Here is a 22,919-nt window from a genome sequence, read left to right on the forward strand (position 1 = left end):
AACAAGTAGTAGTAAGATTAAAAATGATAGAGCGAAAGCTTCCGCCCTATCGGAGGAAAATTACGCAAGTGTTGCGTTAAGCATCCATATGGCTTTTTCGTATTTTGCTATATTGTCTTCAGCTATAGCTACAGTAGTGCTATCGTCTTCTGCAACTTCTGCAAGCTTTTTTAATTCAGCCAGAAGGTGCTCATACTCTGCTAAAATTCCCTTTAGAACTTCTATCGGAGTATAGCTGTCTTTGCCTGCAGGCTTGATATGAGATAGTTTGTTTAACTCTTCAGGTTTTGTTATAGCTTTTCCGCCTAGTTGGATAGCTCTTTCTGCTACTTCATCGAAAAGTTCCGCTAATTCGTTATAAGCTTTTTCTGTGTATTCGTGAATGCTAAAAAATTGAATACCTTTAACATTCCAGTGATAGTCATGAAATTTGATAAATAACGCATGAGCGTCAGCCTGAATTTGGTTTAGTTGTTGAATTACTTTTGACATATTGTCTCCTTTATTTAATTTTTATAGTGAAATTATAGCAAAGAAATCTTAAATAAAAATTATTTCTAAATAATAAAAATTATTATTTGATATCTAGTTAATTAAATTATACAGCTTATTTGTTAATCAATAGACATTTAATATAATATTTGTTAAGAAAGTTTAGTATGAAATTTTAAAAATTATTTTTGAAGCATAGTTTTTAAAATTCTTTTTCCTGCTTCTACTCCGGGTTGATCGTATGTGTTAATTCCTAGCATTATCCCTGTAGCAGATGTTAAAAGCTCGTAATAATATATGAGATAGCCTGCATGCCACTCATCAAGCCTATCTATGCTTATTAGATCTACGCTTACTCCCTCTTGAATGAGAGCGTGCGTAGTAGCATCGCATTGTGCATTTATTAGGTCTGATAGGCTAAGGCCATTTGCAAAATTACAGGCTTCAAGGTTGTTTAAATTTATATTTGGTGTAGTAATTGTCGAGTCATGATCTAAAATTTTTATAAAAGTTACAGTTTTGTCTTTCACGCCATCCATGATCAGCTGTAAAAACGAGTGTTGATCGCGAGAGCCAATTAGCCCCACAGGTGTTAGTCCGTATCTCTTAAAGCCTTTTTTCTTACCCAAACTTTCCGCCCAGAGCTGGACATACCAGTCGTTAAAGGCTAAAAATCTATCTGAATAGCTAAAAATAACGTTTATTTTTGCATTTTTATGTGTTGCATAATGATACGCCTTGTGCATTAAAGTATCATCTTTATCATTTAAAAACTGTTTTTTGCACTCGCTTGCACCTTCAAGTAGAGCCTTTATATCGTATCCGCATAGGCTTAGAGGTACTAGTCCTATCGCACTTAGTACGCTAAAACGCCCGCCGACATTTTTAGGGATGTTAAAATAAACTATGTCGTTTTCTTTGGCATAAATTTCAAGCGGTGAATTTGGATCTGTGATGATAAGAAAATTTTGGCTTAAATTTGAAGGCTTAAATTTGTCCAAAATACATTTAAAAAGCGTGATAGTCTCTATTGTGGTGCCTGATTTTGAGCTTATGATAAATAGAGTATCGTTAAATTTTAGTTTATCAAGTAGCTTTTCAAAGCTAAATGGATCAACGTTATCTAAAAAATATAGCTCTTTGCTATCGGGCTTTTTTCTTGACTTGAGAAGGCATTTTAGAGCCTTAACTCCAAGAGAGCTCCCTCCTATGCCTACTAAAACTATATTTTTTATATCTTTAAATTTATTTTCAAGCTTGTTTATAGAGGTCAATATATCGCCTCCTAGTTCAGGAAGATGATAATACCCTATATCGCCACTTTCAAACTCCTCATTCATACGTTTCGCATACGATTTTATAGCCGATATAGGTGTTTTTTCAAAGAAAAGATTATTTTTTACCATCTTTATGAAGCTCGTAAAAGAAATTTGTGGCCTCTACAAATCCTGCAACACTTCCGCAGTCAAAGCGTCTGCCTTTAAATTTATATGCCAGCACCATGCCGTTTTTAGCCTGCTCTTTTAGCGCATCAGTTATTTGAACTTCTCCGTTTTTGCCGGGCTTTGTTTGCTCCAAAATTGAAAATATATCAGGCGTCAGTATATATCTTCCGATGATGGCTAAATTTGTAGGTGCCTCTTCGACGCTTGGTTTTTCCACCATGTCATCAACCATTATAAGGTCATCTTCTATGTATCTGCCGCTTACGATACCGTAGTTGCTTACTTTATCTCTTGGTATTTCCATGACGGCTACGATAGAGCAGCGATACTTCTCATATATCCTTACCATCTGAGTAAGAACTCCTACACCTTGCTCGTTGATACAAAGATCATCAGCTAAAACAACGCCGAAAGGCTCGTCTCTGATAAGAGTTTTGCCTGTATGTATCGCATTTCCAAGCCCTCGCATGCTCTCTTGGCGAGTAAATGAAAATGTGCATTTTGCCATCAGATCGCGAATTTCGGTTAGCAAATACTCTTTATTTGTGCCTGAAATTTGGTGTTCAAGCTCGTAGCTGATGTCAAAATAATCCTCCAGCGCTCGCTTGCCACGACCTGTGATAAACGCCATATTTTTCATACCTGCTTCTAGCGCCTCGTCCACTCCATAGTGAATAAGCGGTTTTGTAAGTATCGGAAGCATCTCTTTTGGCAAGGATTTGGTCGCAGGTAAAAATCTAGTACCGTATCCCGCAGCCGGGAAAAGGCAAGTTTGTATCATAAATTTCCTTTTTTAAAGATATTTTAACCAAGGCTTACTAAATGCGAAATTAAGATAGCTAAATTTGAGTGTAGTTTGCTAAATTTTACAAACAAAGAAGGTGAGGGAGAGGGATTAAACCCCCTTAAATGCAGCTTTTGCGTTAGCTATATCGGTTTCATCCGGATGGCTTGCAGCAGCAGCCCATCTTGCTTCGCGCTCAGGCGTGATAGGATGAAGCGCTTTATCTCCTGCTTTTGCAGCCATTTCGCGCATCTGCTCGATAAGTTTTGGATCGATCGCACCTTGGCAGATAAATTCGCGCAAAATTTTATTGCCGTTTTGCTCTAAAATTTCTCTACCGACTTCAAGCATCTTTACTCCGTGCTCGCCTTCAGGCTCGGCTCCAAGAGTTATAAAAAGACCTACATTTTTATTTTTAATCTTTTCTTTTATGTAGCGTTTAAAATGGGCGTCAGGACCGCCCTTATCTACATAAAAGCCAACCGCTACGAAGTCAAATTCGCCCAAATCCTTAACGCACTCATCTTCAAAGCTAACCGCCTTACATCCGATCTCTTCTGCTATGGCTTCGCCCACTTTGCGCGTATTTCCAGTTAGTGAGCTATAAACTACAACTTTTTTCATTCAAAATCCTTTCTTGCTATTTTTGATATTTCAGCCGCCATAGTATTTCCCCAAAATACTCCTTCAATATTTAAGGTTGCACCATGATCGTTAACTTTCATATAGTCGTGTTTTTCGCAAAGTTTTAGAAAATCTTTGATCTCTTCAAGAGTAGTAGGCTTTATATATTGACTCATATCGCTAAATTTTACATTTGGATATTGGAAAAGACTCATAAATTTTCCGAAATTTCTTTGCGTTTCATTTGTCTTTGTGATCATTCTACGCTCTTTATTCATCGCAAACATCGAGTAATTGCCAAGCCTGCCGCCTGCTCCAAATCCTATAGGAAGAGTATCTTCCCCTTTATGTCCAAGACGGATATATTTATACTTATCTCTATTTTTTCTATTTATCTTTGTGTGTTCTAAAACTTCGTAATCTCCGCTATCAAGAAGAGAATTTGCAAAAGCGTGATGAAGCTTTTTGTCGGTTTCAAGGCTGTAGTAGTCAGGCGAAATTTCTTTAGATAGAACAGATCCTTGACTAAACATCAATGAGTAAAAACTAACGCTGTCTATTTTGAGCTCTTTTACTATTCTTGCGTCTTCAAGCACCTCTTCTATCGTTTCGCCAGGATAATTATATATGATATCGATACAAACAAATTTATCAAAATTATCTCTTATTTGCTTTAATCTCTTAAGTGCTTCTTCTTTATCAAATACCCTATTTAGAAGCTTTCTGCCATCATCTGAAAAGGTTTGAACTCCAATACTAAAGCGATTTACCCCGAGCTTATCAAGCAGTTTGAGCTTCTTTGGACTTAGGTTGTGCAACGTGCTTTCAAGGCTAAATTCGCAAGTAGGAGAAATTTTAAAATTCTTATGTATTGCGTTTATTATCGGATCTAAATGCTTCTCCTTTAGCACCGTAGGAGTTCCGCCGCCAAAATATACAGATTCTATATTTTTGGCTTTCATATATGGAAATTTGCCGAATTTTTCAATTTCGCTTAGTAAAAATTCAGTATAAGTATCAAGCTCTCCTTCAAGTTTGCTTCTATTCATCGAGCAAAACGAACAGATATTATCGCAAAACGGTATATGAAAATATATAATACCGTCTTTACGCTCAGGAGTGCCTTGTAAAAATTCAAAAAGCTCTTCCTCTGTTGCCGGAACAGGCTTGCTTCCGCCTCCTCCAGTATGATGTCCCTTTATACGTTCCTTAAACATTTTTAATCCTTTATCTTAAACTCATAAGGTTTTGTTATCACGCAGTGGCTAAGTTCTTTTAGAACCTTTATCTGCATATCTTTTGTAAGTCTTTCCGCCTCATCGTTAAAAATTTTATTTTTTCCTCTAACGGCGACAACTTTTATCTCATCATTTATTATCTTAAAATCAACTTCCACGTAGAATGTCTCTTTAAGTCTAAGCATTAAAGCCTTTTTGGGATAATCCGCTCTAGGCTCTTTTAAAACTTTGAAACCTACATTTTCCTTGCAAAACCCCTCCTTGTTGATAACCTCTTTTTTCTCTATCGTAGGAGCTGCGACTTCTTTTACAGGAGCAACCTCTACGGGTTCCACTTTTGGCACCTCTACTACAGGCTCTTGCACAGGAATTTTCTTAGGGGTTTTCACGACTTTTTTTGGTTTAGGTTTTTTAATCTCTTTTGGCTTTTCTACTTTTACGATTTCAGGCTCTATCTTTACCTCTTCTACCTCAGGCTCCTTTATAGGTTCTTCTATAATGGGTTCAGGCACAATAGGCGGAGTGGGCTCTTTTGGCTCCTCTTTTACCTCTTTGACAAAATTTAATACAACCTTTGTTTGAACCTGCTCCTCTATCTTTTTTGAAAGAATTTCATCTGACTGAAGCGGTATAAATAGTATTGCTATATTTATAATCAAAGAGAGAATAAAGTAGCGCATAGATTTTAACCCCTTTATTTTACTTTATCAATAAATTATAAAGATGTTCCACTCCATCTCCTATACGAGGAGTTCCGCGAAGTAGAAGTGATGATGGAACTGTTATGATCTTATTATTTTTGGCTGCGTTTGTCTTTGAGAGCGCAGGACTCGTCTTTAAGATATCGTTTCCATTTCCCATTCCGCCTATAATGATTATAAAATCAGGATTTGAAGATAGTATAAACTCAGGCGAAACCACAGGTGTTGCGCCCTCTAATCCGTCAGCTATATTTACTAATCCTAGTTTTTTTAGCATATCTCCTGGTAGGGTCGATGAGCTAAAAGTGGTAATAGGGGTTGAAGAGAAAAATGATACGACTTTTTTGCCTTTTAATCTTGGATCTTCAAAGCTTTTAAATTTAGCTTTTATATTGTTTATTACCTCTTTCGCTTTTTCCTCTTTGCCGGTTATTTTGCCTATCTCTTCAATATTACTATAGATTCCATCGACGCTATCGGCTTTTAGAGTAAGCGTAGGAAGATTAAATTTTTTAAGACTATCTTGCACATCTACCGAGTGAAAGCTAACTATTACAAGATCAGGTTTTAGTTCGACTATCTTTTCTAAATTTGGCTTTGTGTACGTGCCTACGCTTTTTAGCTTTGAAGTCTTTTCTTCAGGCCAAATTTTTGACATAGAAAGAGTTGAAATAGCCGCTATTTGATCTTCTGCCTCAAGCATATATATGATCTCAACTACTGCAGGGTCAAGAACGACCAACTTTTTGGCATTTAAAAAACTTGCCAATATCGCTAAAATTAAAAACAGTTTTTTCATATTAATCCTTTAATGCAATCACAAACGGATTGTCCTTATATTCGATAACATCGCAGTTTAGTCCATAAATTTCTTTTAAAATTTCCTTTGTATAAAGCTCTTTTGGACTACCTTTATATTTCACTTTACCATCTTTTAGCATCAAAACTTCGTTACAAAACAAAGATGCCAAATTTAGATCGTGTAAAACCATTATAGATAGTAAATTTAGCTCCTTAGTAAGCTTGGTGCAGATTTTCATAATTTCTATGGCGTAGTTTAGATCAAGCGCAGATGTAGGCTCATCTAAAAGCAAAATTTTTGGTTCGCTTACAAGTGCACGTGCAAGTAAAACACGCTGAAATTCTCCTCCACTAAGAGAGTGTGCGATACGCTTTGCAAAATGAGATATGTCAAGCAACTCCATAATCTGATTGACCTTTTGTCTATCTTCCTTGCTGTATCCTGAAAATTGGCTTTTAAGGTGAGAAAATCTTCCCATAAGTAAGATGTCTTCAACCAAAAGAGGCATAGACAGAACCGATTTTTGAGGCACAAAGCCAAGTGTTTTAGCAAGCTCTTTTAAAGAGTAGTCTTTAAGCGGTTTGTCGATTATTTTTACTATTCCGCTTTTTGGAGCAAGCACTCTTAGGATGTTTTTTAAAAGAGTTGATTTACCACATCCGTTTGGCCCTAAAATGCCTATAAATTCGCCATTTTTTGCATTTAGGCTTATGTCTTTTAATATCTCTTTGGCTCCGTAAGTAAAATTTAGATTTTCAACAATTACGCTCATCAGACTATGCCCTGCCTTGATTTAATAGCTAAAAACAGAAAGAAAGGCGCTCCAAAAAACGCAGTTACAACTCCGATCGGAATTTCAACCGGATTTAGCACGCTTTTACCTATAGTATCGCAGGCTAGCAGGAAAAATCCGCCTGCAAATGCTGAAACAGGGATTAATACTACGTTGCTTGAAGTTCTTAATATCATCCTTAGAGTGTGCGGTATGATTAGCCCCACAAAACCTATCATCCCTGTAAATGCGACTGAAAAACCAACGGCTAAGGATGAGACGATAAGCAAGTATTTTTTAGTTTTTTCTACGTCCACGCCAAGGCTTTGAGCCTCTTCATCTCCACTTAAAATGACATTTAGCTCAAATCTTTTCATGTAAAAATATGTCATTGAAAGAGCAAGAGGAGCTACTATATATGCAATTCTTTCCCATGTCGCTCCGCTAAGATGCCCCATCATCCAAGCTACGATTCTAAAGCTATCTTCGCCTATTAAATATGTAGCAAATGATGTAAAAGCGCCTAAAAATGATGAAAAGGCAATACCTATTATAAGAAGGGTTGCTATTGATTTACCTCTTTTTGAGAGCTTAAATATTACCAAAGATAGCACAGCTGAGCTAAAAAATGCAAATACTCCATAGTATATGTCTGGTAGTTTTAAAAGATATGCTATAACAGCTCCAAATGTCGCACTTGCGGCTATTCCTATGATATACGGATCTGCAAGCGGGTTTAAAAACACGCTTTGAACCACGACACCCGAGCTTGCTAGTAACATACCTATTAAAATCGCCATAACAAGTCGAGGAAGCCTAAGCTCTAACAAGATAGCTTGCTTGATTTCATCTATCTCTTTACCAAGGATTAAATTTGTAATATCATTGTAGCTTATATCAGCTCCGCCTATGCTTAGCGATATGATGCAAAGAATAATAGTGAGTATCCCAAAAAGGATACTCATCTTGTTTTTAGTAAGCATACTTAAACTCTACGTAGTAGTTTCTTTCTGCTGCTGGAACGTATGCGTTGGCCGCTTCGCTTTGGAAGTCATTGTATTTTTCATTAAATAGATTTTTGACTCCGCCTGCAACCGAAAAGCCGTTTTTGAATTTATATTTTAATCCAAAATCAACTACTGTTTTAGCATCTATTGTCTCGTAAGCACTATTAAATTGGCTTGAGTAGTATTTAAGATCTGTTAAGATGTTGAAATTTTTAATTGGTTCATAGTTTATGCCAAATACAAATTTGCTTTTTGATACGTAAGGAACTCTTTTGCCGGCTTTTTTACCTTTTTTGATTTTGGCATCTATGTATGAAAATGTTTGGCTTAGCTTTAGACTGTCAAATAGATTTTGTTCTGAGTAAAGTTCAAATCCTGAGCGTCTTGTCTCATCTATATTATAAAATCTCCAAGATGTCGAGTGTCCTCCTAACATCTCGTTTACGATCTCGTCTTTTGTGGTTGTGACAAAAGCTGTGGCACTAAAGTATTGACCTAAGATAAGATCTCTTAATCCAAGCTCGTAAGTATGGAAAATTTCAGATTTTAGATCATTTAGTTTGTATTCCGGTGTTCCCCCAACACTTACTTTATCTGTTAGTTGAGTAGGCGATGGTGAGATATATCCGCGTTCAAATTTAAGGTAGACATTACCTGTATCTGAGTATTTAAAACTAGGAGTTATCTCAAATGCGTGGTTGTTCATATTTTTATCAGTATCTATACTATCAATTATTGTCATAGGCATAGGAAATCTAGGAGGCATTGCAGGCATTGTTGTTTTTGCGTATCTGTTGATATCATAGATTGCCTTTTCAAATCTATATCCGCCTGTTAGTGAAAAAGCGTCTGTAAAGTTGTGCTTTTCGAATGCATAAAGCGTATGTGTTTGCTTTTTAAGATCTACAAGAGTGTAGCTGTGTCCACCCATAAATTTTCTATCACGCTCTCTTATGCCTTTGTTTTGAAGATAGTCGTAGCCTGCTATAAATTCACCGCTTCCGTAATCATATCTACTTTTTAAATTTACTCCTGTTTTTTTATCTGTAAAATCGCTCGTAGCTCCTCGCATGCTTATCTCTTGATAGTAAGGCATTAAATTTAACTTAAATTTATCGCTAAGCGCTATGGCATACTCAGCGCTAATATCTATTTTTTTATGAGTTAATTGCTCTGCAGGTGTGCCAGCTTGTCTTCTGTTTTTTTCCAGTTTATCTTTAGTAATAGATTCTGTAGTATCTACTTTAGTTTTATAATAACTCGGATTAATCGCTAGTGTTTGATTGTCTGAAATTTGGTAATTTATACCAAGACTTGCGTAAAATCCTCTTTGTTTGTCGCCATCTCTATAGCCTTTTTCATCAAGTGCTTTAAAATTTCCTTTTAGGAATAAATTTTCGTTAGCCATTCCGCCTAAGCCTAAATTCAGGTCTTTATAAGAGTATGAAGCTAGCTTGGTTGAGACGTTTGCATAAAAATCTCTAGGTTTTTGTTTTGTTATTATGTTTACTACGCCACCGCTTGTTCCGTTACCGTATAAAACAGCACCGCCGCCAGGTATGATCTCGATTTGTTCGATATCTTCAATAGCTAAGAAATTTATAGGAACGAAAGCGTGCGAGCTATCAAGCATGTTTAAAGCCATGCCGTTTAGTAAAACTTTAACCGATGTATTTGCCTTATTTCCTTGGCCTCTTAAATCAATCGTTTTTCCAAAGCCAGAGTTTATAAAATTTACTCCAGGAGCTTTTTCTAATATCTCTTCTACATCTTTATATCCGCGACTTTCTATCTCTTCTGATGTGATGATATAGACATTTTTAACTTCATCTTTTAGAGGACTTTCAAATCCTGTGGCTGTGATGACTGTCTTGTCAAGCTTTGTTGGAGCCTCTGCTGCAAATAGACCTAATGCTGCAGCAATGCTAATACACGCTATCTTTCTAAACATTTTTTATTTTCTCCTTTTTTTAGTTGTGTTATTTTTTCTTGATGTTTAATTCAACGTTTTGCACATTTGCATCTTTTAAAACCGATATCACATCAACTACTTTTCCGTAGTTTATGGCCTCATCTGCATTTAGAGTGATATTTTTTTTATGAGCAGGGCTTAAATTTGAAATTTCATCTTTTAAAATTTCGCTATTTAATATTTTTTCAGTCTCGTTTATCTTTAGTATTAAGCCTCCGTCTATTAGATAAAATAATTGGACTACATCGTTTTCATTGTCTTCTAAATTCGATTTAGTTTCAGGAAGCGCTATATCTATATGTGCAAATTTGTTAAAAGTAGTCGTTACCATAAAAAACAAAAGCAAGACAAATATGACGTCAATCAAATTTAGCATCGAAATGCTGGCGCTTTTGTGCCTGCTACGACGGACAAACTTCACAACATCTCCTCTCGCAGCATCTACCAAATAAGCTTATGAGCCTGTTTAAATCATTTAGTATAAAATCAATCTTTTTATTTATCATTAGATGAAAGATTAGCGAAGGAATTCCTACTATAAGTCCCGCCGCAGTCGTATAAAGCGCTTCTGATATGCCTATGGCTACAAGTGGAGCATTTACGCTTGAGCTAAGTCCTTCAAAGGCCTTTATCATACCTACAACCGTTCCTAGTAGTCCAAGCTGAGGGCTTGCGCTTGCACAAAGTCCTAATATCCAGCTTCTTCTTTCTAAATTTGCAAGCTCTACAGTAATAGCTTCTTCTATAGTATATTCAATTTGTGTTTTGTTTATGGAGTTTAAATTCTCTGTATTGTCAAGAACAAAAATAGTTGTTTTTGCTAGAGAGTTCTTGTATTTTTTACAAAATTCTCTTATTTTATCCGTATCACCTTCTAGTATGAGGTTGCCAAGCTTCATTTTAAATGAGCTTGTAGCGTCTATTTCAATAAATGTAAAATAAAAAGCCTTTTCAAGTAATACCGCAACGGCTAAAATACATAAGAAAAATATAGGCCACATAAATATGCCGCCTGTTTGTAAATATTCATACATGCGTTTCCTCTTTTATTATGTGCTTATTAAATCCAAGTGATGATTGTAGCATTATTTTAATTAAGCGATAATTAAAATCAATATGTTATAGATATATAGTAAAATTTAAGCGAGCTTGCCTTGCTCGCTTAATTCGTTAGTAGTTGTATTTAAATTCTACGTAGTAATTTCGCTCCGGAGCAGGGTCGTAAGAGTTGTTTTGTTTGCTTTGAGTATAATTATATTTTTCATTAAATAAATTTTTTATACCCGCAGACACTAAAATTCCCTTTGTAAATTTATAGCTTAAACCCACGTCAACAATTTTTCTACTGTCTATCTTGTCATAGTTTGCATCAAGGGAGCTTGATAGATATTTAAAGTCGGTTGAAAAATTTAAGTTTTTAATAGGCTCATACTCAGCCCCTATTACAAATTTGCTTCTTTCCACTAAAGGAACTTTGCGTCCTGAATTTTTGCCTGTTTTAATCTTTGCATTTACATACGAAAAGCTCTCTTTTAGCTTAAATTTTCCAAATTCTTGCTCTGAATAAATTTCGGTTCCATATCTTCTGGTCTTGTCTATATTTTTAAAATTCCATCCGTCGCTAACGTTTCTTCCAAGAGAAACTGTTAAAATTTCATCTTTAGTATCGGTTAAAAAAAGAGTCGCGCTAAAGAAATTTCCAAATACAAGATCTTTAAGTCCAAGCTCATACCCATGATATGTTTCTGATTTAAGATTGTTTAAGACATAAGGTCCGTTTGGACCAAGCTTATCTATAAGTTGATTTGGTCCCGGAGATATATATCCGCGCTCAAATTTAAAATAAATACTTCCGCTATCTGAATATTTAAAATTCGGCGTTATCTCATAGGCGTAGTTGTTTTTATCGTCTCCTACTTTTAAGTAGTCTTTTGTATTTATAGTTCTACCGCCCCTACTCATAGCTACACTAACATCTCTTATTACATCATAATCCGCTCTTTCAAACCTCGCTCCTGCGCTTAGAGAAAAGATGTCGGTGAAGTTATGTTTCTCAAGCAGATATAAAGAGTGGGTTTGCTTTTGCATATCAAATACGGTAAGTTGATTTCTTGAAAACATAGGCGTTTTAACATTGACGTTTATCATCCTGTAGCCTTCGTTGTTTAAGTAATCATAACCTGTTATAAGTTCGCCGCTACTGTAGTTATATCTTGTTTTTACGTTTGCTCCGGTTTTTTTATCTTTCATATGAAAACCGTCTTGAAGAATTTTCACGTCTTGATAATAAGGCATGATGTGCATATCGAATTTATCATTAAATCTAATCGCATAGTCTGCGTCAAAATTTAGTCTTTTGCTTGTGGTTAGGGTTGGTTCTCCGCCCGCTTGTCGCCTGTTTATAGCCATCTCTTCTGCGGATAAAGTCGGCACTCCGTAAGTTTTGGCCTTAAAATAGCTTGGGTTAAAAACTATGCTTTGATTATCTGCAATTTTGTAATTTAATCCAAAAGAGGCGTAGTGACCTTTGTTTTTCTCGTCGTATCTATAGCCCTTTTCATCAAACGCCTTGGCGGTAGCTTTTAAAAATAGATCTTGCGTTACGTTCCCGCCAACGCCTAAATTTAGATCTTTGTATGAGTATGAGGCTATTTTGGTAGATATGTTTGCGTATGGTTTTACGGCTTTTTGTTTTGTTATGATATTGATAACTCCTCCGCTGGTTCCGCTTCCGTATAGCACGGCTCCACCGCCCGGTACGATTTCGATTTGTTCGATATCTTCTATCGGAACGAGATCTATAGGTATAGTCGTAGGGGTAGTATCTATCATATTCATCGCAACACCGTTTAAAAGCACCTTAACAGATGTGTTTGCTTTGCTTCCTTGACCTCTAAGATCTACAGTTTTGCCGTTGAAGCTAACTCCGGGAGCTTTTTCTAAAATTTCTTTTAAATTTTTATAGCCTCTGTTTTCTATCTCTTGGGAGGTTATTATCGATACGTTTCTTACCTCATCCTTTAAAGGACTCTCAAAGCCAGTAGCCGTGATAACCGTCTTATCAAGTCTTGTATTTGCATCAGAGCCGTAAAGAGCGGCTACCGCGATAATACTAATGGTTGTGATTTTTTTAAACACCTTTCTCTCCTTGTCTATTTTGAACTGGTTTTATCTGCTCTTATTTTTATATATTTAATACCGCGCAAGATATGTTAAATACACGCTTTATAGTTGCGGTTTTGTTGTCTTAAATTGTTTTTTATGAAATTTACGGAAAAAATTGTATCATCAAATTTATTAATAGATAATTAAAATCAATATTTTAATTATTTTATAAAGAGAGTTTAGGCGAGCCGGTTTACTCGCCTAAATTTATTAGTAGTTGTATTTAAACTCTACGTAGTAATTTCGCTCCGGAGCAGGGTAGTAAGTTCCTTTCCCCGAGCTTGAATAGTATGAGAAATATTTTTTATCAAATAAGTTTTTTATACCGCCAACAACTGAAAGATTCTTTGTAAAATTATATTTAGCAGAAATATCGACTAGAGTTTTTGAGTCCATTTTTTCGTTTTCGCTATTTAAAATTTTTGAATAATATTTTAAGTCAGCGTATAAATTGAGATTTTTAATAGGTGAATAATCAACTCCTAATATAAATTTTTGTTTCGCAACATGAGGAAGCTCCATTTTTACCGTTTTCGTCTTCTTGGTTTTGGTATCTTCTCTCTCAAATGTAGCTTTTGCATTTACATGACTAAATGACTCGGTGAGTTTTAACTTGTTATCTAAAAGATATTGTTCTGCATAAATTTCAAATCCATATCTTTTTGCTTTGTCAAGATTTATGTATTTTCTCTCCCAGTTGACGTTTGGATTCATAGGATTGCCGTGAGGCTCAGTCCACTTTGCAAATATCATATCTTTGGTATCGGTATAAAATATGGCAGCACTCAAGAATTGATCAAAAATCATATCCTTAAAACCGATTTCATAGGCATAAAATGTTTCCGGATTTAAATCGTTAAAGAAATACTCATACTGCTTTGGACCAACCTTAATGTTGTCAACTAGCTCTTGAGGGGATGGAGACACAAAGCCTTTTTCAAATTTCAAATATATATTGCCGGTGTCCGAGTATTTAAAATTCGGAGTTATCTCAAATGCGTGAGAGTTTGTATTTTTGCTGCTATTAAATGCAGGTCTCTTATGTATTGGACTAGCAGGTCTTTTTACATCATAAGAGGCTCTTTCGTATCTTCCTCCAAAGTTAAAAGATAGCAGATCTGTAAAATTATGCTTTTCAAAGAAATATACAGAGTGAATTTCCTTACCCAGCTCATCTTTTTGTGATAATTTATCGTAGATATCTTCATAATTATATCCGAATATTAACTCTCCATTATCATAAGTAAATCTATTTTTTAAATTTGCACCGATTTTTTTGTCCGAAAATACTTTCTCTGCTTTACTTTCTTGCTTAAATTTTGTATATAGATAGTAAGGCATAAAGTTGATTTCATAATTATCGCTAAGCTTTAAAGAGTAATCAAGCGTTATGTCAAATTTTTTATATATTTGAGGATCTTCGGGTTTATTTGACTGGCGCCTATCTTGGTCAACTTGTTTTTTTGTAAGAGCATTACTTTGATTTTTGTATTTTTGAGAGTAAAAGCTAGGAGCTATGGCGATACTTTGCTTATCGCTTATCTGATAGTTTATGCTACCGTTTAAATAGTATCCACTTGTCTCTTCGCCTCTTTTATAGCCTTTTGAATCAAATCCTTTTGCGCTAAATTTTAAAAACAAATCCTCATTTGCTAGTCCGCCTATGCCGATAACTGCATCTTTATAGTTATATGAAGCGATTTTAGATGATAAATTCGCATAAAAATCTCTAGGCTTTTTCTTTGTGATTATATTTATAACACCACCTGCAGTTCCACCTCCGTATAATACCGCTCCGCCTCCTGGTATGATTTCAATCTTTTCTATGTCTTCAACTGCTATTAAATTTAATGGTGTAGCTATCGTTCCATGTCCCGCTTTTAGTACGTTTAGACTTACACCATTGATTAAAGTTTTAACGTTAGTTCTAGCATATGCGCCTTGACCTCTCATATCTATCTCTTCATCGCCAAACACACCAGCGTTTGATATATAAACTCCCGGAGCCTTTTCAAGCACCTCGGAGACGCTTTTATAGCCTCTATCTTTAATCTCTTCTGAAGTTATGATGTAAGCGTTTTTTACCTCGTCTTTTAATTGTGTTTCAAAGCCTGTTGATGTTACTATTGTTTTTTCAAGCTTTGCAGTTTTATCTTCTGTAGCGTATAAATTCATAGCTGCAGCTAAAGATACGATTATGGCTATTTTGCCAACCTTTGAACCCTTGGTCATTTCTAACTCCTTTATTGTAATTTAGATTTATATATTTTGATTTTTTGATACAAATTTTATATTTCTGTTGGTTTATTGAGTAAAATAATATAACTTTATTACTTAATCGATAATTAAAATCAATATTATATAAATAAAAATAGATTGTTTTTTGGGCTGTATAGTTTTTAAAATTTAATTTTTATATGGAATTTAATGTTGAATAAGTCGTCAAAATTTGACGACTTTATTATCTTGTTAAAAAATATTTTAGTGTTGTTTTTGGTGAGGGTTATGTCCGTGAGGATTTTTTCTGTGAGGGTTGCTCTCTCCTGCAGCTTGGCTTAGTTTAAGTCCTTTTGAGTTGTATGCCGCACCAAACCCTTTTACATATCTGCCGTCTTTTAACTCAAGTTTAATTATATAAAAGTCAGACATATTTCTAAGCTGTTTTATAGCTGATTCTTTTGGATTTTTCTCTGCAAGTTTATCAAAAATTTCGTTTCTAAGTGCCTCGTCTTCTACAAATTTAGCTTCACCTTTTATGCTTAAACGGTTTCTTGCAAATATAGTCTTAGTAGCACTTTCATCTTCTATGAAAAGCAAAGAAATTTTATCAGGGTTTGCCTTTATCGAGTGGTAGTGCTCGGCAACCGAGCTTAGGCAGATGTATATATCTTCATTAATTCTTACAAACGGTGTATATGAGCCGACACATTGCATGTTGCTATGCACGCTTGAAATGATAACCGTTTTTAGAGAATCGATAAGTTCGATAACGCCTTTTTCGATCTTTTCAAGTCCATTGCCTACGTCGATGCTTCTATATAGAGCCATTATCTCATCTTTGTAGTTGCCGTTAACTACCTTGTTTAAAAACGGTGCAAAAACCTCGCCCTGATCACATGTGATGATAAGTCCGTCTTCGTTCATATCAGTTAGTTTTACGTTGCTTACATCTTTAAAAGAACCAAATTTCTTACAAAACGCAATAACGGTTTCCATGTGATCTGAGTTCATATGCTCGATCGCTCTTTCTTTCATTAACACTCCTTAAAATTTAAAAAATTACTCAATAGTAACAAAATAGATTTTAATTAATAATTAAAATCAAAAATTATTTTATTTGACTTAAATTTCCGTTTTCTATGCTGTAAATTTTGTCCGCACATTCAAAATAAGCATCGTCATGACTGATGGCAAAAACAGTGTAACCGTCTTGTTTTAGTTCGTTTAAAATTTCTTTGTAAAACATCTTTCTAAACTGCGGATCTTGATCGGCAGCCCACTCGTCAAGTATGATAAATTTGCGTTTTTCAAGTAGTGCTGCAACCATGGCAAGGCGTTTTCTTTGCCCTTGAGAGAGGTTTAGGGTACTAAATTTATCATCTTTTACGCTTACTTTTTTATCTAAAAACATCTTTTTAAGCAGCTCGTCTATAAATTTATCATCATCGCTTAAGACTTCGTCAAATAGATAAAAGTCGCTAAATACGGCGCTTATAGTGTTCGCATAAGCTCTTAAATTCTCTTTTGTGATACGAACGTCATCCACATACATCTCGCCGCCATTTGGCTCAAGCAGTCCTGCTAGTATCATAAAAAGAGTCGATTTACCGCTTCCGTTTTTACCCACTAGAAATACAACTTCGCCTCTATTTATCTCAAAATTTATATCGCTAAGTCCAAATCCATCATCTGGGCTATATCTAAAATTTATATTTTTTAAAGTTAGCCTATCCCAGCTTTGCGGGAAATTTTCACTCATGTTAAATTCGGCTTCATACTCGCTCAGATCAAGCTTTTTTAGCTTCTCGTAGGCTATTTTTGACTTAAATATACTAGGAATACTTGAAACAACCATCATAATCGGAGCTCTTAAAAAGAGTATTGTTATGGCTATAGTGATAGCATCTTGCAGGGTTGTAACTCCATAAGCAAGGCAGACATATATAATTACACCGATAGCGCCAAGCATCATAGAGCTAATCCAATTGCTGGCAAACGATGAAAAAATTTCGGTTTTTATGATATTTGAACGAAGATTTTTTGCGTTTGGTATAAATCTATCGTTATAAAGCTTTTTTGAACGCTCTAAATTTAAACTTAGCTCTCTATGACCTTCGATACTGGTTTGATAATCCTTGTATAGCGTATCTTCGTTTTGCCTATGAAGCCCGTAGTATTTGTAGATGTTTTTCATAGAGGTATTGCTGATAAAGATAGTAACGCTCATCCAGATAAGTAAAAATATAAAAATTTCATACGACAGATAGGCTATATAAAAACTTGCAAAAAAAATCACAAGACAGCCTTGGATGATATCAGGAATCCTTGTAAAACCGTTTGTAAGGCTTGTGATATCGCTTGATAGAGAGGCTAATAAATTCGACTTGCCTATGGCGGCTATTTTTTGATTTGGAGTGTCTAGGATGCGCTTTACTATTTTCATTCGCATATCAAAAACAAAGTTATTGCCTATTGTGGAAAGCGCTATTCTAGATAGTATAGATGAGGCCAAAAATGCTATTAACAGCCCGAAGAAAGCGACTAAAACAAGAGAGTTTTTTTCCGTTAGAGTAAGAAGGTATTTGTTTATAAAAAATAGTATGAGCATACTTGAGCCGCTTGATATGGCACCTAAAACTATCATTGCGATTATTTTCATAGCAAAACTAAGGGAAATTTTTGGATTCATTTTCGATTTTTAACCTTTTTTGATTTAAAAATCATTATCATATCAAGAAATTTATAAATTTTTAATTTATTCTATATCCAAAAATGCCTCATCGCTAAAGCCAAAATATACATTTTCGCCTGTTGTTAGTTTATTTCCTATAAAATTTTGGCTACTAACGACAGCTTTTATAAGGAAATCTCCGATTTTAACTTTAACCAAAAGAGATGTGCCGTAGATAATGGAAACGGAGTGCAAAAGTCCGCTAAAACTACCGATAAAAGGCTCTTTGCTTAATATTATCTTGTTTGGATTGATTGCGATTTTGTTTGCGTTTTTTAGAGCTTGCGGCAATGCAAATTTAACTTCGGAGCCAAAATTTAAAAAGCCGTTTTGATTTTCAAATATATTTTTTATCTCAAATTCACTCACCTTACCTCTATGCAAAAACACACTATCTTGCGCGATTGCGCTTAGCCATTTTTCGTCGTGGCTTGCGATTATAAAGCCGCTTTTATACTGCTCGCGTTGATACTCTACCGCCTTGCCAAATAGCTTTGAAGTGGCTAGATCCACGCTATTTGTCGGCTCGTCAAGCAAATTTAGCTTTGAGCGCAGAGCAAGCACGAGCGCAAATGCCACGCGCTGAGTTTGTCCGGAGCTAAGCTCATAGTTTTTCTTATCCAAAAAGCTCTTATCAAGCCCCACAAGCTCAAGCGCCTCGCCAACTCTTTGACTAAATTCATGCTCTAAATTTCTACTTTTTAAAGCAAATTCGAAATTTTGCTTAACGCTTCTTTTTAGAAGCATGGGTTCTGGAAAAAGTACTGAAATTTTACGCAGAGTATCTAGGCTAGGCTTACTCTCTTTCCAAATTTCGACATAACCCGAATTTGGCTTTTGAAGAAAGGACACAACTCTTATAAGCGTGCTTTTACCGCTTCCGTTGTTGCCCATAAGTGCGGTTATACCTCTTGTTTGAAGCTCTAAATTTTTTATATCGAGCACGATGTTGTTTTCGTATTTTACGAGCACGTCTTTAAGCTTTATCATTTGTCAAGTCTTTTTAGCTGGTGAGTGGTTAAATTTACGGCAAATGCGATAAAAATCAGCACCAAAGCAAGAGCGATACCCATAGAAAATTCGCCCTTGTTTGTTTCAAGCGATATCGCCGTGGTTATAGTGCGGGTAAACCACTTGATGTTGCCGCCTATCATCATAGCAACGCCAACTTCAGCCACGATCCTGCCGTAAGCTGTAGCAAAAACCACAAGCAGCGAGTATCTAAGCTCATAAAGAACCGCTAGGATTAGTCTAACGCCGCTTAAACGGTAGCTCATAAGCGTAAGATAGTGTTTGCGCTCCATATTTTCTATCACGCTTGCGGTAAGCGAAACCACGATAGGCATGGCTAGCACAAACTGCCCCAGCATGACGGCTTTTAGCGTAAATAAAAGTCCAAATTCTCCAAACGGACCGTGTCTTGAGATAAAAGCATAAAGTATAAGTCCGATAGCAACCGTCGGCACTGCTAGAGCAGTATCGCTTAGAAGTCTTAGAAATTTCTTTCCGAAGAAGTTGTAAAATCCCAAAACAAAGCCGATAGGAAATCCGCAGATGATAGCAAGCATGATCGATATGCTTGATGTATAAAGTGTCGCCTTAATCGCCGAATAAGTCTCTGCATCGCCGTTTAAAAGCAAGCCGAAGGCGGATATTATCCCTTCTAAGATGTAATCCAAAATTAATTTCCCAAATTTGATTTAAATTTATTTAAAATCTGCTATGATAGCACATCTTTATTAAAATTTTAAAGGGAGAAAAATGAAAAAGTTAATCTTAAGCTCACTTGTTGTTGCATCTGCTGTTTTTGCCGCTGATAGCGATCTTGTGATGGCTACTACGACAAGTACCGATAATACTGGCTTGCTAGATGCTATCTATCCTGCTTATAAGGCTGAAACGGGAGTGGATCTAAAATGGACTGCCGTAGGTACGGGAGCGGCACTTAAACTTGGCGAGAACTGCGATGCCGACATACTTTTCGTGCATTCGCCAAAGGTTGAAAAAGAATTTGTTGAAAAAGGCTTTGGTGTTGAGCGCAAGGCTGTTATGTATAACGACTTCGTTTTAATCGCCGATAAATCAATCGCGCCTAAATTTCAGGGTAAAGACATAAAAGGCTCTTTTGAGATGATTAAGGCTGAGGGCATTAAATTTTTCTCACGCGGCGATAAATCAGGCACCGATAATAAAGAAAAAGGAATTTGGAAAAAAGTTGCAGGCGAAGTTCCTGAGAAAGACGCTTGGTACGCTCAAACAGGACAAGGCATGCTAGCTACGATAAATGCGGCTGCCGAGCAAAAAGGCGTTACATTTACCGATCGCGGCACATATATCAAATATGAAGCGAACATGAAAAACGATCCGTCGCTTGTAATCGTAAATGAAGGCGATGACGATCTTAAAAATTTCTACTCCGTAATCGCCGTAAATCCTAAACACTGCGCAAAAACCGACGTAGAAAATGCAAATAAATTTATCGAGTGGATAACAGGCGAGAAAGGGCAAAAATTCATAGCCGACTTTAAGCTTATGAATAAGCCTTTATTTACTCCTGATGCGACTACTCGCAAATAATTTTACAAAATTTGAGCGGATTTTCCGCTCTCTTTGCTCTTTTTAACTTCTTTAAATTTTACAAATTTGCTAAAATCAACTAAAATTTTTAGGAAATTCACCCGCTATGCAGACAATATCTGAAATTTACACCGCCAAAAGCGAGATCAAAAAATCTACATTTTTAAGCTATCTTGTACCGCTTAGCGAGTTTAAATCGATCCATGAGCGACTTAAAACCGAGCATCCAAAAGCAGTGCATATAGTCTGGGCTTACCGCGAGCTAAATAAATACGGTCAAATCGTAGAAAATCAAAGCGATGACGGCGAGCCAAAAGGCACAAGCGGTACTCCGAGCTTAAACGCATTGCGAGGAGCGAATTTGATAAATGCGGGCGTGTTTATAGTGCGCTATTTTGGCGGGATCAAGCTTGGCACAGGCGGGCTTGTAAGAGCTTATAGCTCGGCCGTAAATTTAGCGATAAATGAAGCGGAGCTTAAAAAATTTGAGTTTAAAGACGAGTGTAAATTTTATACTCCTTTTGCTTTGATGTCGCGTTTTGAGCATTTTTTTAGCTCTCAAAATTTAAACGAATTTGAACGCGAATTTAACAGTAGCGGTGCGATATGGACGGCTAAATTTAACGAAGAAGAGATGAGTAAATTTTATGAATTTGCAACTGTTTTTGAGATTGAGGAGTTTAAATTTCTAGCCTTGCCGCTCTTTGCAAATAAAATTGTTATATAAATTTAACACTAGCTTTACAAATCTAATATATCATTTCAAAATAAAATTAGAAATGAGGAGAGAAAATGATTAAAAAAATCGTTGCGGCTTTGCTTATTACAGCCGTATCAACATGGGCAAAAGGAGCTGAAATGGGGAATAAAACTATAGTTTTAGCAGGAGGGTGCTTCTGGGGGACGGAGGCTTATCTTAAGCAGCTTCCAGGAGTGAAAGATACGTATGTCGCTTACGCGAATTCAAAAGTGCCAAATCCAAGCTATCAGCAAGTAAGCTACGGTAATACAAATGCAGCCGAAGCCGTATATGTCGAGTATGATGAGTATGTTATCGATTTGCCGCATTTGCTTAAGTATTTTTTCTATACGATTGATCCGACTAGCTTAAATAAGCAGGGAAATGATCGCGGAACTCAGTACAGAACGGGAATTTACTTTACCGATCCAAAGGACGAGGCTGAAATTTTAGCTTTTATAAAAGAAAAGCAAAAAGAGTATAGCAAACCTATAGTTGTCGAGGTTATGCCGCTACAAAACATCAGCAAAGCAGAGGAGTATCATCAAGACTACTTAACTAAAAATCCAAACGGATACTGCCACGTGACATTTGAGACATTGCCGCCTAAAGACGCTATTTTAAGCAGTAAAAAAAGAGAAGCGAAAATGGATATGGATAAGCTAAAAAGCTATAAAAATAAGAACGATGCACAGCTTAAAAGCGAGCTTAGCGATCTGTCTTATGACGTAGTTAAAAACTCGGCTACAGAAAGACCTTTTACGAGCGAACTAAATGATGAAAAAAGGGAAGGGATATTTGTAGATATAACTAACGGACAGCCGCTATTTTCATCTTATGATAAATTCAATTCAGGCTCGGGCTGGCCAAGCTTTACTAAGCCGATAGACGGCTCTTTGCTTGGTGAAGTGGCTGATAATAGCTACGGGATGAGAAGGGTTGAAGTGCGCACCAGTCTTTCTGATTCGCACCTTGGACATGTTTTTGACGACGGTCCAAGAGATAAGGGTGGTCTAAGATACTGCATCAACGGCGCTGCACTTAAATTTATCCCGAAAGAGGATATGGAAAAAGAGGGCTATGGCTACTTGATACCGTATCTTAACGAGCAAGCCAAGGCTGCAAAATAGATAATTTCATGCATCGTTTAGCTTTAGGCGGTGCATGAATTTTAGGCTAAAACCAAGCAATTTAGCCTAAAAATTTTAAAGTAGACAAAAATCCCTCAAGTCCCATTTTGATATCTTTAAATGTGGTTTCAAAATCCCCTGTGTACCAAGGATCGGCGACATCATCGCTAGAGCCTGCAAACGAAAGTAGCTTTGCAACTTTTTTGCTTTTAAATCCAGCGATACGCTCGATATTTCTGATGTTTGCCGTGTCCATTGCGATTATATGGTCGTAGTAATCTATATCGCTCTTTTTCATCTGAACGGCTCTGTGTGATACTACCGCTACGCCATTTTGCTTTAGTTGTGCTTGTGTGCCGTGATGAACGGGATTGCCTATCTCTTCGCTGCTTGTGCCTGCAGAAGCTATTTCAAATTTGCCGTCTAAGTCGCGCTGCGTGACTATGTGGGTAAATAAAGACTCAGCCATCGTGCTTCTGCAGATGTTTCCGTGACATACGAACAAAACCTTTATCATGTA

The 22,919-nt window shown here is 36.2% G+C and carries 22 protein-coding genes; 3 read left to right on the forward strand and 19 right to left on the reverse strand.

From position 1 onward, the window contains the following. Positions 1-60: 60 nt before the first annotated feature. The 18 genes from CDOM16189_RS06945 to tupB form a co-directional block, all read right to left on the reverse strand. Positions 61-492, reverse strand: a complete 432-nt coding sequence (locus CDOM16189_RS06945; RefSeq protein WP_170000884.1) for a Dps family protein — start codon at positions 490-492, stop codon at positions 61-63. Positions 493-674: 182 nt separating this feature from the next. Then, positions 675-1,898, reverse strand: a complete 1,224-nt coding sequence (locus CDOM16189_RS06950; protein WP_170000885.1) for a glucose-6-phosphate isomerase — start codon at positions 1,896-1,898, stop codon at positions 675-677. Then, a complete protein-coding gene (galU, locus tag CDOM16189_RS06955; protein ID WP_170000886.1) occupies positions 1,885-2,718 on the reverse strand; it encodes a UTP--glucose-1-phosphate uridylyltransferase GalU in 834 nt (277 codons plus the stop codon). Before galU ends, CDOM16189_RS06950 begins: the two co-directional genes overlap by 14 nt. Positions 2,719-2,832: 114 nt before the next feature. Continuing rightward, on the reverse strand, positions 2,833-3,345 hold the full coding sequence (locus CDOM16189_RS06960) for a flavodoxin family protein (protein ID WP_169973175.1): 513 nt from the start codon (positions 3,343-3,345) through the stop codon (positions 2,833-2,835). Then, positions 3,342-4,562, reverse strand: a complete 1,221-nt coding sequence (locus CDOM16189_RS06965; protein WP_169973177.1) for a radical SAM protein — start codon at positions 4,560-4,562, stop codon at positions 3,342-3,344. The genes CDOM16189_RS06960 and CDOM16189_RS06965 overlap by 4 nt, the downstream gene beginning before the upstream one ends. Positions 4,563-4,564: 2 nt before the next feature. Continuing rightward, entirely contained in the window at positions 4,565-5,263 is a 699-nt protein-coding gene (locus CDOM16189_RS06970) for an energy transducer TonB (protein ID WP_169973179.1), read from the reverse strand. Positions 5,264-5,282: 19 nt separating this feature from the next. Further along, the gene (locus CDOM16189_RS06975; RefSeq protein ID WP_169973181.1) at positions 5,283-6,083 is read right to left on the reverse strand and encodes an ABC transporter substrate-binding protein; all 801 of its coding nucleotides are present in this window, start codon (positions 6,081-6,083) and stop codon (positions 5,283-5,285) included. A 1-nt stretch (position 6,084) separates the two neighbouring features. Then, positions 6,085-6,858, reverse strand: a complete 774-nt coding sequence (locus CDOM16189_RS06980; protein ID WP_169973183.1) for an ABC transporter ATP-binding protein — start codon at positions 6,856-6,858, stop codon at positions 6,085-6,087. Further along, positions 6,858-7,841, reverse strand: a complete 984-nt coding sequence (locus tag CDOM16189_RS06985) for a FecCD family ABC transporter permease (RefSeq protein ID WP_169973185.1) — start codon at positions 7,839-7,841, stop codon at positions 6,858-6,860. Before CDOM16189_RS06985 ends, CDOM16189_RS06980 begins: the two co-directional genes overlap by 1 nt. After that, positions 7,831-9,816 carry a TonB-dependent receptor gene (locus CDOM16189_RS06990; protein ID WP_169973187.1) on the reverse strand — a complete coding sequence of 662 codons (1,986 nt, stop codon included), beginning with the start codon at positions 9,814-9,816 and terminating at the stop codon, positions 7,831-7,833. Before CDOM16189_RS06990 ends, CDOM16189_RS06985 begins: the two co-directional genes overlap by 11 nt. Positions 9,817-9,844: 28 nt before the next feature. Next, on the reverse strand, positions 9,845-10,258 hold the full coding sequence (locus CDOM16189_RS06995) for an ExbD/TolR family protein (RefSeq protein WP_169973189.1): 414 nt from the start codon (positions 10,256-10,258) through the stop codon (positions 9,845-9,847). Next, positions 10,239-10,871 carry a MotA/TolQ/ExbB proton channel family protein gene (locus tag CDOM16189_RS07000; RefSeq protein ID WP_169973191.1) on the reverse strand — a complete coding sequence of 211 codons (633 nt, stop codon included), beginning with the start codon at positions 10,869-10,871 and terminating at the stop codon, positions 10,239-10,241. The genes CDOM16189_RS06995 and CDOM16189_RS07000 overlap by 20 nt, the downstream gene beginning before the upstream one ends. Before the next feature lie 136 nt (positions 10,872-11,007). Next, positions 11,008-12,975 (reverse strand): TonB-dependent receptor, encoded by a 1,968-nt coding sequence (locus tag CDOM16189_RS10025; RefSeq protein WP_349304341.1) that lies wholly within the window; start codon positions 12,973-12,975, stop codon positions 11,008-11,010. A gap of 237 nt (positions 12,976-13,212) precedes the next feature. Continuing rightward, complete coding sequence (locus tag CDOM16189_RS07010) at positions 13,213-15,234, reverse strand: TonB-dependent receptor (RefSeq protein ID WP_169973193.1); 2,022 nt, start codon at positions 15,232-15,234, stop codon at positions 13,213-13,215. Between the two features lie 249 nt (positions 15,235-15,483). After that, positions 15,484-16,257: a HugZ family heme oxygenase gene (locus tag CDOM16189_RS07015; RefSeq protein ID WP_169973195.1), complete on the reverse strand. Its 774-nt coding sequence runs from the start codon at positions 16,255-16,257 to the stop codon at positions 15,484-15,486. A gap of 73 nt (positions 16,258-16,330) precedes the next feature. Further along, the gene (locus CDOM16189_RS07020; RefSeq protein WP_169973197.1) at positions 16,331-17,911 is read right to left on the reverse strand and encodes a cyclic peptide export ABC transporter; all 1,581 of its coding nucleotides are present in this window, start codon (positions 17,909-17,911) and stop codon (positions 16,331-16,333) included. A gap of 66 nt (positions 17,912-17,977) precedes the next feature. Beyond that, entirely contained in the window at positions 17,978-18,943 is a 966-nt protein-coding gene (gene tupC, locus CDOM16189_RS07025) for a tungstate ABC transporter ATP-binding protein TupC (RefSeq protein WP_169973199.1), read from the reverse strand. Continuing rightward, positions 18,940-19,632, reverse strand: coding sequence for a tungstate ABC transporter permease TupB (gene tupB, locus CDOM16189_RS07030; protein ID WP_169973201.1), 693 nt, complete (start codon positions 19,630-19,632; stop codon positions 18,940-18,942). Before tupB ends, tupC begins: the two co-directional genes overlap by 4 nt. Before the next feature lie 82 nt (positions 19,633-19,714). Between tupB and tupA the strand changes: the two genes are divergently transcribed. The 3 genes from tupA to msrB all read left to right on the forward strand — a co-directional run bounded on the left by tupA (position 19,715) and on the right by msrB (position 22,399). Beyond that, positions 19,715-20,530, forward strand: a complete 816-nt coding sequence (tupA, locus tag CDOM16189_RS07035; protein WP_169973203.1) for a tungstate ABC transporter substrate-binding protein TupA — start codon at positions 19,715-19,717, stop codon at positions 20,528-20,530. A 106-nt stretch (positions 20,531-20,636) separates the two neighbouring features. Beyond that, positions 20,637-21,257: an IMPACT family protein gene (locus tag CDOM16189_RS07040; protein ID WP_169973205.1), complete on the forward strand. Its 621-nt coding sequence runs from the start codon at positions 20,637-20,639 to the stop codon at positions 21,255-21,257. Positions 21,258-21,325: 68 nt separating this feature from the next. Next, the gene (msrB, locus tag CDOM16189_RS07045) at positions 21,326-22,399 is read left to right on the forward strand and encodes a peptide-methionine (R)-S-oxide reductase MsrB (RefSeq protein ID WP_502707259.1); all 1,074 of its coding nucleotides are present in this window, start codon (positions 21,326-21,328) and stop codon (positions 22,397-22,399) included. A 61-nt stretch (positions 22,400-22,460) separates the two neighbouring features. On the opposite strand, the gene CDOM16189_RS07050 is transcribed toward msrB, so the two are convergent. Beyond that, positions 22,461-22,916 (reverse strand): low molecular weight protein-tyrosine-phosphatase, encoded by a 456-nt coding sequence (locus tag CDOM16189_RS07050; protein ID WP_170000888.1) that lies wholly within the window; start codon positions 22,914-22,916, stop codon positions 22,461-22,463. Positions 22,917-22,919 lie beyond the last annotated feature (3 nt).

This window comes from Campylobacter sp. RM16189, assembly GCF_012978815.1.
GTDB lineage: Bacteria > Campylobacterota > Campylobacteria > Campylobacterales > Campylobacteraceae > Campylobacter_A.